Source organism: Empedobacter tilapiae (assembly GCF_004785645.1).
Lineage (GTDB): Bacteria > Bacteroidota > Bacteroidia > Flavobacteriales > Weeksellaceae > Empedobacter > Empedobacter tilapiae.
Genome location: NZ_SRPE01000011.1, coordinates 17,437 through 29,756, shown reverse-complemented (window position 1 = coordinate 29,756; position 12,320 = coordinate 17,437). Strand labels below are relative to the sequence as shown.

Below are 12,320 nucleotides of genomic sequence, written 5' to 3'. Positions count from 1 at the left end.
ACCTCTCAACTTTGAGAGGTTTCTGTTTATACATTTACGTTTGTTGCTTGTAACATAAGTTTATGAAGATCTGTATTTTTTACAAATGGCTTTAACAAATCACTTCCAGGTCCATACATTGCCAATTCTACGTAATCGCCCGAGTGATCCATACTTATCCAACCAACATTGTTGTGTTTTTTCTGAATTTCAGAGAAAAATTTGAATGGAAGTTTTTTGAAATTATACAATCCTTCTTCCTTATCCAAACCTTTGTAAAAATCTAACATATGTTTTGCTTCATCATCAGTCAAACTAAAACCATTTGTTTCAACAATCCAATCTTTGATTTCTTGTAAATTAAAATCTTCGTGAATTTCATTCAAAATATGTTCGTTGGTATATTTATAATTAAGAATACTTTCAAAATTTTTGTTTACATCAGCTCCATAAATTGTTCCTGGATTTGCATTTCCGTGATCAGTTGTGATGATAACTAATGTATTTCCATCCTTTTCAGCAAAATCCATTACAGTTTTGATAGTTTCATCAAATGCAAGTTGATCATTAATTAATCCTGCAACATCATTCGCATGTGCTGCCCAATCTACTTTTCCCGCTTCTACTTGCAATACAAAACCATTTTGATGATCTTTCAAATTATCAATCGCAACCTTAGTCATTTCTGCAAGCGTAGGAATAGATTTATTTTTTGAGAGATTTTTATGGTCAATTGTATAAGGAATTGCTCCAGTATTGAAAATTCCCAATAAAGATTTATTGTTTTGAGATTTTGCTAATTCTTCCTTTGTTTTCGCAATTTGATAACCTTTTTTCTTATAAACCGCATACAGATCTTTCTTGTCTTCTCTTTTGGCTGAATTAAAAAATTCGTCACCGCCACCTAATAAAACATCAATACCAATTTCGGCATATTTTTCAGCAATCCCTGGCTCAGCATTTCTACTAGCAGAATTTACGCAAAAACCAGCAGGAGTTGCATGAGTAATTGTAACCGTTGTCACACACCCCGTTCTTTTACCAGCTTTTTTGAATTTTTGCCAAATTGGAACATGATGTTCTCCATTCGCACCAATGTTCAATACACCATTTTTTACACGAATTCCGCCTCCAAAAGCAGAACTTGCAGCCGCAGAATCGGTAACAATAGAACTTGCAGAAGCAGTGTCCATCAAAGCTCTTTTTACTTTATTTTCTTCATAAAGATTAATCCAATTACCATTTTTTCCGTGTAATTGTTTGTTGTATAAATTAGCCATAGCAAGAGTCCCAGAACTCATTCCATCGCTTATCATAAAAATAATATTCTTTGCAGAATTTGTAGAAAGATTTGGTTTGATTTTATTTTGAGCAAATAAATCGAAAGGATTTAGAATTAAAGCAGTAGAAACTAATGCCGATCCTCTAAGAAATTTACGTCTATCCATTTTATTGTTTTTGTAAATGAATAGATTATTTCTGAGAAGTATTTTAGCTTATTGTTAAATCTTATTAATGATACAATCTAAAACCTAATTTCATGCAGATGTTTGCATGTTTATCAAACAACGCATGTACAAGCTCTTCTTCGTCATCAATTTCTTTCGCTAAACAAAAATAATATTGATCCAAAATCGTACTCAAAATTGGAGAAGAATTTACATATCCCGATAAGGCTTTTGCTCCTGTAACATCAATAAAATATTGAAAACTTTCGTCTTCCAAATCCAAATTCATTGTATTAGCAAAATGAACAATTTTATCAGTTAGTTTTCCTTGAAAAACTTCTGCTACTTCTTCCAAACTATAGTAATAATCATCAATTTGAATTTGATTTCCTTGTCCTTCAAAAACTAAATAAATGATTTTATAATCTCTAAAATATTTATCATGATAAAGAAGATTGGTCAAACTTTCCTCGAAACCTTCAAAGCTATCAGTCGTTTTATAAACATTTGTAATCTGAAATTCTCGCGCCAAATGTTCCAAAAATTCCAATAATTGCGAATCATTTTGCTCTTCAATATCTGCTACAGATTCCAAACAAAACAGTTTGAAATCATCTTCGTCTTCAGTTCGTATAATATCCTTCATCTATTTTACTATTTTTCAAAGGTAAGATGTAATTTTTAAATGATTAAAATCACGCGTATAATGATTAATATTTATTAATTTAGAATTATTCTATATAAATAAATTTAATGAAAAATAATATTGATTTACAAAGTCTTGCAGAGCAATTGAGTTGTCCAAATGGAGACGAAGGAATTGAAGTTGGTGAGCAAATGAGTGAAAGTAATTTTGGAATGACAAAAATGACAATAGATCATTTACAGTTGCAAAATCAAGAACAAATTTTGGAGTTAGGTCATGGAAATTGTAAGCATTTACCATATGTATTGAATCAAGCAAAGAGTTTAGAATATATTGGTTTAGAGCTTTCACAGGTCATGAAAAATAGTGCTATCATGAACAATTCTGATTATTTGAATGCAAATATTAGATTTGAAATAATTATGGATGAAAGAATTCATTTTTATGAAAAACGCTTTGATAAAATTTTCACTGTGAATACAATCTATTTTTGGAAAAATCCTAAACTTTTCTTGAGCGAAATTTATAGAGTCTTGAAATTCGAAGGAAAATTTGCACTTGCTTTTGCTAAAAAGGAATTTATGCAAACCTTACCTTTTACACAATTTGGCTTTAATTTGTACACAGAAGATGAAGTGATAAAACTATTGAAATCTGCTAAATTTTCTATTGAAGATACAAAAACATTTTCGGAAAGTGTGATTAGCAAAGCTGGCGAAAAAGTTGAAAGAGAGTATAGTATAATTATTGCAAAAAAGTAAAATGATTTTTATTGATAATAAACTTAATTTTTTTGAGAAAAGAATGAGCAAATAATTTCTAAAGTAGAAAGAATTAGCAGAAATTTGTATCCTTATTTCAAGAATATGAAACAACCACAAAGAGTATTCGATTTACCTCGATTTCAAGAAAAAAATACACCTAACATTTCTATTTTTAATTACAAAGAAAAAGGAGAATGGAAGGGAATTTCGACAACAGATTTTATCAATCGAGTAAATAATATTTCGAAAGGTTTGATTGCAAATGGTGTTCAACCAAATGATAAAGTTGCGTTGATTAGCGAAAATCGTTTGGAATGGAATTTAATAGATTTTGCAATTCAGCAAATTGGAGCTGTCGTTGTGGCAATTTATCCCAATATTTCGGACAATGATTACGAATTTATCCTAAATGATGCCGAAATCAAACTTTGTTTTGTGAGTAATGATGCTTTATATCAACGATTATTAGGAATCAAAGATCGTATTCCAAATCTTGAACAAGTTTATACATTTAATACTTATCCGCATACCCCAAATTGGATTGAGTTAATTTCGAAAGGTATTTCTATTTCTGATGAGGTTTTACAAACAAATATGGATAATGTAAAACCAACTGATTTAGCAACTCTTATTTATACTTCTGGAACAACTGGAAATCCGAAAGGTGTGATGCTTTCTCACGAAAATTTATTGGCTGATGTTAATAGTTCCGAATATTCTTTTCCTGTAAAAGCGTATGATAAAGCGTTGTCTTTTTTACCTGCTTGTCATGCGTATGAACGCGTTTTTCAATATGTGTACATTAAAATGGGCTTACCAATTTATTTTGCGCAATCAATGGATTCGATTGGGCAAGATATGAAAGAAGTTCAACCGCATATTTTTTCGGCTGTTCCACGTGTTTTAGAAAAAGTTTACGATAAAATTATGGCGACTGGTGAACAATTAACAGGAGTTAAAAGAGCTTTATTCTTTTGGGCAATTTCGTTAGGAGAACAGTATGATTTAGACGAATCGAAGCTTTCTGCTTGGTATAAATTTCAATTAAACATTGCTCGAAAATTAATTTTTTCGAAATGGAAAGCAGCGCTTGGTGGTAATGTAAAAGGAATTGCTTCGGGAAGTGCAACTTTACAAACTCGTTTATTGAAATTGTATTTAGCTGCCGGAATTCCAATTTACGAAGGTTATGGTTTAACAGAAGCCGGACCTTGTTTATCTGTAAATTGTATCAAACGTGGAATGAAAATCGGAACTGTAGGGATTCCTTTGATTGATATTGAAATTAAATTAGCTGAAGATGGAGAAATCTTAGCAAAAGGAAAAAATATCATGCAAGGATATTATAAAAATCCTGTAGCGACTGCTGAAGTTTTGAGAGATGGTTGGTTGTATACGGGCGATATTGGCGAATGGGTTGATAATAAATTTTTAAAAATTATCGATCGTAAAAAAGAAATGTTCAAAACTTCTGGAGGAAAATATGTTGTGCCACAACAAATTGAGAAAATTCTTTCTGAATCTAATTATATCGAACAAATTATGGTGGTTGGAGAAGGACGAAAATTCCCTGCTGCTTTGGTTATTCCTTCGTATGATAACTGCATTGATTGGGGAAAAGCAAATGAATCTTCATTAATTAATTTACCTCGTGAAGAGTTTTTAACGCATCCAAAAATTTATGAATTGATAGGAAATGAAATCAATAAATTAAATGTCAATTTTGGAAATTGGGAAAAGATTAAAAAATTTCATTTATTACCTTATGAATTCACAATTGAAGCTGGAGAATTAACACCAACTTTGAAAATGAAACGTAAAATCATTTCAGAAAAATATAAAAAAGAAATTGACGGAATTTATCAATAAAAACATCAATTTTTTGAAAAACAATGAAGCAAGATTAATAAAAACCTTGCTTTTTTCTTGAAATAAAACTGATTTATAAAAATTTTACACCAAATTTGCACTCTTTTTTATAAAGTTTAGCATTTAGAAGATGAATAATCCTACACGAATTTTTGACTTAGCTTATCGTCAACAAGAACTTTACCCCAATCATAATATGTTTGCAAGTAAAATTGATGGCGAATGGAAGTTTACAAGACCAGCCGAATTTATTGCGCAAACAAGAGAAATTTCTAAAGGTTTATTGGCTTTGGGAGTTAAACCTGGCGATCGAGTAGGACTTGTATGTGAAAGCCGCTATGAATGGCATGTGATTGATTTTGCAATTCAGCAAATTGGCGCTGTTGTGGTAGCGATTTATCCAAATATTACAGATTTTGAATATCAATTTATTTTCAATGATGCAGAAATACAATTGTGTATTGTAAGTACAAAAAATTTGTATGAACGTATTAATAGTATGTTTGGAACAATTTATAGTTTAGAATATGTTTTTGCGATTAATGAGTTTCCAGATTCTAGAAATTGGTCAGAATTAAAAGAAATTGGAAAAGATATTACAGACGAATATGTAAATAATCTTAGCTCAATTGTTAGAAATTCAGATTTAGCAACTTTAATTTATACCTCTGGTACAACAGGAAAACCGAAAGGTGTAATGTTGTCTCATAATAATTTGGTTTCGAATTTTATTGCAGCAAAAGAAATTGTTGTGTTAGAAGAAGGAACAAGAAGTTTGACTTTTTTACCGCCTTGTCATACATACGAAAGAACTGTAATCTATACCTATTTGTATATTGGTGTAACGGTTTATTTCGCCGAAGGTTTTGAAAAAATTGGTGATAATATCAATGAAGTAAAACCTCATATCATGACTGCTGTTCCTCGTGTAATGGAAAAAGTTTATGAGAAAATTCTGAAAACAGGTAGTACTTTAACAGGAAAAAAGCGAAAAGTTTTTGATTGGGCAATTGATATTGCTTCTCAATATGAGCCTGATGCGAAGAAACGATCTTTGGTGTATAATGTGAAATTAGCGTTAGCTCGAAAATTAGTTTTGAATAAATTTTATGAAGCGTTAGGAGGTAATTTCAAATATATTATTTCGGGAAGTGCTTCGTTGCAAGGTAAAATTGCGCGAGTTTTTATGGCGGCTGGTTTACCATTTTTTGAAGGATATGGAATGACGGAAACTTCGCCTTTAATTACCGTAAATAATCCGCACAAATTAGGTGTTCGTATCGGAACTGTGGGTTCGCCAATAAAAGATGTCAAAGTAAAATTAGCCGAAGATGGCGAAATTTTGGTTCAAGGTCCTAATGTGATGATGGGTTATTATAAAAATCAGAAAGCGACTGATGAGGTCATTATTGATAGATGGTTGCACACAGGTGATATTGGAGTTTGGGAAGAAGGAGAAGGTCATTTCTTGAAAATTATTGATCGTAAAAAGGAAATGTTCAAAATTTCTGGAGGAAAATATGTGGTTCCTCAACCAATCGAAACAAAACTTGTCGAATCAAATTTTATTGAGCAAGCAATGGTTGTTGGTGATGAGCAAAAATTTGCTTCAGCTTTTATTGTTCCGAATTATGTAAATCTGAAAGAATGGGCAAAAGAAAATGCACCTGAAATTAGTAATCTTTCTCGTGATGAATTCATAGCATCTACAGAAGTTCATAAAGTAATTAATCAAGAAGTTCGTAAAGCAAATCAGTTTTTTGGAAATTGGGAACAGATTAAGAAACCAGCAATTTTAGCGCACGAATTTACGATTGAAGGTGAAGAATTAACTCCAACTTTGAAATTAAAACGTAAAGTTATTCTAAAGAAATATCAGAAAGAATTCGAAGAAATTTATAAATAAAAAAATCCCTCAACTCATCATGAATTGAGGGATTTTAGTTTTTATTGATTTGATGAAATAAATTTTTGAAAAACTCATCATTTTACGCTATTTTCGACAAATTCTTTTCAAAATTACAAAACTATAAGTGCGCTATGGAAGCAACCAGAATTTTTGATTTACCAAAACGTCAGCTGGATAAGTTTCCTAATTTATCCATGTTTGTATCCAAACAAAATGGAGAATGGAAACCAATGAAAACCACAACTTTTTTAGATCATGTTGATGCAATCTCAAAAGGATTAATCGCTTGTGGAGTTCAACCAGGTGAAAAAGTGGGATTAATCTCAGAAAATCGTGTCGAATGGAATATGATAGATTATGCGATACAACAAATCGGAGCTGTTGTGGTAGCGATTTATCCGAATATTTCTGACAACGATTACGAATATATTTTTAGCGATTCTGCTATAAAATTGTGTTTTACAAGTAACCTCGATTTGTACACGCGAATCAATCAACTCAAAACAAAGTTGCCTTCGTTAGAGCAATTATACTCGATTGATGAATTTGAAAATACAGAAAGTTGGAATGTTTTGATCGAAAAAGGAAAAACAATTCAACAAGAAGAAATAGATAAACGTGCCACAAATGTAAAGCACGAAGATTTAGCTTTCTTAATCTATACGTCAGGAACAACAGGAAATCCGAAAGGTGTGATGTTGTCGCATAAAAACATTATTGCAGATGTTATTGCTTGCGAATATTCAACACCGCTTAATCCTTACGATCGTGCTTTGACCTTTCTTCCAGCTTGTCATGCATATGAACGAACGATTCAGTATTTGTATGTATACATGGGAATTTCGATATATTTTGCAGAATCGATGGAGAAGATTGGCGATAATTTAAAAGAAATCAAACCGCATATGATTACGGCAGTTCCTCGTGTGATTGAAAAAGTGTACGAAAAAATCATGCAAACGGGAGCACAATTATCAGGTTTTAAGAAGTCTATTTTTGATTGGGCTGTAAAAGTTGGTGATGAGTTTGTATTAGAAGATAATCAGCGTTCTGCAATTTATAATTTGAAATTAGCAATTGCTCGAAAATTAGTTTTACACAAATGGTATGATGGTCTTGGAGGCGAATTAAAAGCCATTGTAACGGGAAGTGCAGCAATTCAACAACGAATTGTTCGGGTATTTTTAGCCGCCGAAATTCCAATTTATGAAGGTTATGGATTGACAGAAGCTTCGCCAGTAATTGCGGTGAATTGTTTTCGTCGAGGGAAAAAGATTGGAACTGTTGGACCTCCGCTGAAAGGTGTTGAAGTAAAATTGGCCGATGATGGCGAAATTTTAGTAAAAGGTGATATTGTGATGATGGGTTATCATAATTTGCCAAAAAAAACTGCTGAAGAAATTAGAGATGGTTGGCTATATACTGGGGATATTGGAGAATGGGTTGACAATAAATTCTTGAAAATTGTTGACCGTAAAAAAGAAATGTACAAAACTTCGGGAGGAAAATATATTGTTCCGCAACAAATAGAAATGAAAATGGTAGAATCGCCATTCATCGAGCAATTGATGGTTGTTGGAGAAGGTGAGAAGTTTCCTGGTGCTTTCGTGGTTCCGAGTTATACAAATCTCAAAAAATGGGCGGAGTCAAATGCTCCAGAAATTGTAAATTTTTCTCATGATGATTTTCAGAAAAATGATGTTGTCAAAAAGAAATTAGAAGAAGAAATCAATCAACTGAATACTAATTTTGGACATTGGGAGCAAATCAAAAAGATTGCAATTATTCCAAATGAAATGACTGTAGAAGGTGGTGAATTGACACCAACACTAAAGTTTAAACGAAAAATTAATTTAGAAAAATATAAAAAACAATATCAAGAAATTTTTGGATAATTAAAAAGAGTCTCAGTTTTTGAGGCTCTTTTTTATAACCTTTAATTAGGATTAAAATCTATATTTTTGTAAAAACAAAATCAATTGAATTCAGTTAAAGTTTATGCAAAACAAACAAGCAATTGGGGATTATTATTCGGTAGTCTTTTATTTTTTGCTTGTTCAATTTATTTATTTTTAAACGCCAATCAAGTTAATTCTCCGCAAACTGCAAAAGTTTTAAGTGGAATTTTATTTGTTCCAAGTTTACTATTTATCATAATTTCAATCAAAAAGTTGATGAAAAAACAATTGATTTTATTGATTGATAAAAAAGGAATCGTTTACAAACCTTCTGATGAATTGAATTATATTGAATGGGGAAAAATTTTGGAAATTGAAGAGCTGAAATTACCTCGTCAACGTGTCATTAATATAAAAGTTGTTGATGCAGATAAGTTTATAAATAACGAAACACAAAAAATCTTACAAGCACGCATGAGATTTTGGAATAAAATGTATGGTGCTGTTGTTTCGTTTGATGCAAATACATTAGATAAAAATCACTTTGAAGTTATGAATCTTTTTGATGAATTTATAGAAGATTATAAGATTTCTACAACGTCAAAAAATGATTAATTCGAAAGAATAGACTATTTTTGCAGCATGCAGATCGATTTACTTTATAAAAATTTGGGCATTAAAGATATGAATGCAATGCAACGTTCAGCATTCAAAATGTCCGAAAATCAACGAGATTTAATTCTATTATCACCAACAGGTTCTGGTAAAACATTGGCGTTTTTATTTCCGACTTTAAGAGATTTAAATCCAGATGTAAAAGGTGTTCAAACCTTAATTTTAGTTCCTGCTCGTGAATTAGCTTTACAAATCGAATCAGTTTTCAAATCGATGAAATCTGATTATAAAGTAACGTGTTGTTATGGTGGACACAATACAAAAGTTGAGCAAAATACTTTGTTAGAAGCTCCGGCTGTATTAATAGGGACTCCAGGACGTATTGCGTATCATTTACGTAACGAAAATTTTGATCCTTCAACTGTTCAGACTTTAATTTTAGACGAGTTTGATAAAGCGTTAGAATTAGGTTTTCAAGAAGACATGAGTTTTATTGTTGAGCAACTTTCTGGCTTGAAACAACGTATTTTGACTTCTGCTACAGAAATGGAAAACATTCCAGAATTTGTAGGTTTGAATGATGAAAAAATTGTGAGTTATCTAAAACAAATCGAGGTAAAACCAGATTTACATATGAAAGTGGTGAATACCATTTCAGAAGAAAAATTGGATACATTATTCAATTTGATTTGTAAAATTGGAAGCAAACGTATGTTGATTTTCTGTAATCACCGCGATGCTGTTGACCGTATAAGTAATTTGTTGCATGAAAAAGGAATTGCGCGCGAAAGTTTTCATGGAGGAATGGAACAAGACGAACGTGAACGTGCGTTACTGAAATTCAGAAATGATTCGGTTCGAGTTTTAATTACAACAGATTTGGCTGCGCGTGGTTTGGATATTCCAGAAGTAGATTCGATTATTCATTATCAATTACCTGCAAAAGAAGCTGCTTTTATTCACCGTAATGGTCGTACAGCACGTATGAACGCGAAAGGTTTTGTGTATTTAATTATCAGTAATGAAGAACATTTTCCATTTGTAAATGAAAATTTACCGATCGAAAATTTAGGTGGAACATATAAAATTCCAGAACGTACACCTTACCAAACGATTTATATTTCTGCAGGAAAAAAAGACAAAGTAAACAAAGTTGATATTGTTGGATTTTTGTTCAAAAAAGGAGATTTAGAAAAAAACGATGTCGGAATTATTGAAGTAAAAGATACCACTTCGTATGTTGCGATTAACCGTAAAAAAGTTCCAGATTTATTGAAAAAATTGAACGGTCAAAAAGTAAAAAATAAGAAAGTAAAAATGCAAATTGCATACTAAAATAGAATTTTATGTTAGCACACCACGTATTATTTTGGTTAAAAGACGACGCTACAGAAGCTGAAGTACATACTTTTCACCAAGCTTTGAAAGATTTAGAACCAATTGCTCCTTCAGCATTTTTTCATGTTGGAACACCAGCAAATATAGAAAGAGATGTTATAGACGCTTCGTATACGTTTTCTTTGTTTGCAGCTTTCGAAACAATGGATCAATTTGAAACATATCAAAAACATCCACAACATATCGAGTTTTTGAATGGTCCAAATAAATTAGCAAAACGAGTATTAATATATGATGCAGATTAACTTTTAGTTTAATTAAAGATTATTTATAAAAAATTAAAGAAGAAATAAACTATAATCTTATTTTTGTTAATTTATAAGCTCCTTATTATGATGAATTTATATGCCAGAAATGTAATTGCTATTTGTGTAATTTGTTCATTTAATAATGTTAAAGCTCAAGTGGGAATAGGGACTGAATCTCCAAATATTTCTTCTTCTTTAGATATTTCTAGTCAAAATACAGGAGTTCTAATTCCTAGGGTTAATTTATTAGCTACTAATTTACCATCACCTATTAATAATCCTGAAAATTCATTGCTGATTTTCAATTTATCTAATAATGGTTTAGGAAGAAATGCAGTTTCACCTGGATATTATTATTGGTCAAAAAAGACTGACAATACAGGAGAGTGGGTTAGATTAAGTAATAACTTAGAAGAACCATGGAATATACAAGGAACTCAAATACCTGCTATTTCAAATTTAAATTCCATTTATCAAGAAGGAAATGTTGCTATAGGATTTAAATCTAATGATTTAGAATCTTCAAAGAAATTTGAAGTTAAAGGAGATTTCAAAGCTGCATTTAGTCAATCAGCACAAAATGTAGGGATTGAAACTTCAGGTTTTTCAACAGGAACTCAATTAATAAGTTTGTATAATAAAAATACTCAAACCGCTGGATTGGGTTCAACTATTGATATGAGCACAAGTAATATTAATCTGAGAAGCGGTCGTAGTTCTATTTTAAATTCATCTGTAAATATATTAAATAATCGTTTGAGTATAGGAGCTAATAATGATGTAATGGGAGCACTGAGGTCTTTACTTAATATAAGTCTTAATCCATCAAGTAAAGAAATAACATTATATTCAATTGCATCAAGTTCTCCAATACTCACAGGTAATCATTTTAAATCTGAAATCATTTTGGATGGAGCAAGAGGAATTAAGTTTAATTTTAATACAAATGGAGCTTCTGGAAACGAAGTGAATACAGATAGTTATATGTTTCCTCGTACAATAGGAACAAAAGGACAAGTTCTTAGTGTAGGAGAAATACCTACAGGAGCTTCTTATACCCAATTAGAATGGAAAAATGTAAGTGAGTTAAGAAATAACAAGCTAAATTATTCTAATCAAGTTCAGGATACTGAAAAAAAATGGATTAATGGAGCTTCAATTAAAGAAGCTACGATTGAAGTAATACTTGATAATTCTATTAATCGTTTTATTATTCCAAAAGATATTGATTTATCATCTAATCCAAAGATAATTAATGCACGATTAATTCATCAAGAAAGTACACGTATAGTGAATAATGTTTTAAGTTATAATATCCAATCTCGTGAATTAATAATGGAAGGAGAATCACTTCCAAAAGGTAAATATTATCTTTTTTTAGAATTTTTTGAAAATTTATAAGTAACCATTCACAACTCTCAGATGCAAATCATTTAGTTTTTCGGTATTTGTTATCATACTTTTAGAATCATTTCAAAATACAGCCTTAGGATTTAAAAATCTATTTAAAGATGTTGTACTTTTGTACACGATTTCAATTTTTTGA

The 12,320-nt window shown here is 31.0% G+C and carries 10 protein-coding genes; 8 read left to right on the top strand and 2 right to left on the bottom strand.

Translation table 11 applies throughout. The annotated features are described in order from the left end of the window. Positions 1 to 26: 26 nt before the first annotated feature. A complete protein-coding gene (locus E4J94_RS14395; RefSeq protein WP_135836489.1) occupies positions 27 to 1,427 on the bottom strand; it encodes an alkaline phosphatase in 1,401 nt (466 codons plus the stop codon). A gap of 64 nt (positions 1,428 to 1,491) precedes the next feature. Next, positions 1,492 to 2,073, bottom strand: coding sequence for a DUF6642 family protein (locus E4J94_RS14390; protein ID WP_135836488.1), 582 nt, complete (start codon positions 2,071 to 2,073; stop codon positions 1,492 to 1,494). A 107-nt stretch (positions 2,074 to 2,180) separates the two neighbouring features. Here E4J94_RS14390 and E4J94_RS14385 point away from each other — a divergent pair, with 107 nt between their 5' ends. The 8 genes from E4J94_RS14385 to E4J94_RS14350 all read left to right on the top strand — a co-directional run bounded on the left by E4J94_RS14385 (position 2,181) and on the right by E4J94_RS14350 (position 12,175). Then, complete coding sequence (locus E4J94_RS14385; protein ID WP_135836487.1) at positions 2,181 to 2,834, top strand: class I SAM-dependent methyltransferase; 654 nt, start codon at positions 2,181 to 2,183, stop codon at positions 2,832 to 2,834. 105 nt (positions 2,835 to 2,939) lie between these two features. After that, positions 2,940 to 4,706, top strand: coding sequence for an AMP-dependent synthetase/ligase (locus E4J94_RS14380; RefSeq protein ID WP_135836486.1), 1,767 nt, complete (start codon positions 2,940 to 2,942; stop codon positions 4,704 to 4,706). A gap of 130 nt (positions 4,707 to 4,836) precedes the next feature. Continuing rightward, positions 4,837 to 6,612 carry an AMP-dependent synthetase/ligase gene (locus E4J94_RS14375; protein WP_135836485.1) on the top strand — a complete coding sequence of 592 codons (1,776 nt, stop codon included), beginning with the start codon at positions 4,837 to 4,839 and terminating at the stop codon, positions 6,610 to 6,612. A 134-nt stretch (positions 6,613 to 6,746) separates the two neighbouring features. Beyond that, positions 6,747 to 8,510, top strand: coding sequence for an AMP-dependent synthetase/ligase (locus E4J94_RS14370; RefSeq protein WP_135836484.1), 1,764 nt, complete (start codon positions 6,747 to 6,749; stop codon positions 8,508 to 8,510). 84 nt (positions 8,511 to 8,594) lie between these two features. Further along, positions 8,595 to 9,128 carry an STM3941 family protein gene (locus E4J94_RS14365; RefSeq protein WP_135836483.1) on the top strand — a complete coding sequence of 178 codons (534 nt, stop codon included), beginning with the start codon at positions 8,595 to 8,597 and terminating at the stop codon, positions 9,126 to 9,128. A gap of 27 nt (positions 9,129 to 9,155) precedes the next feature. Beyond that, positions 9,156 to 10,463, top strand: coding sequence for a DEAD/DEAH box helicase (locus E4J94_RS14360; protein WP_135836482.1), 1,308 nt, complete (start codon positions 9,156 to 9,158; stop codon positions 10,461 to 10,463). Between the two features lie 11 nt (positions 10,464 to 10,474). Next, positions 10,475 to 10,771 carry a Dabb family protein gene (locus E4J94_RS14355; RefSeq protein ID WP_135836481.1) on the top strand — a complete coding sequence of 99 codons (297 nt, stop codon included), beginning with the start codon at positions 10,475 to 10,477 and terminating at the stop codon, positions 10,769 to 10,771. An 87-nt stretch (positions 10,772 to 10,858) separates the two neighbouring features. Then, a complete protein-coding gene (locus tag E4J94_RS14350; RefSeq protein ID WP_135836480.1) occupies positions 10,859 to 12,175 on the top strand; it encodes a hypothetical protein in 1,317 nt (438 codons plus the stop codon). The last annotated feature ends 145 nt before the right edge of the window (positions 12,176 to 12,320 follow it).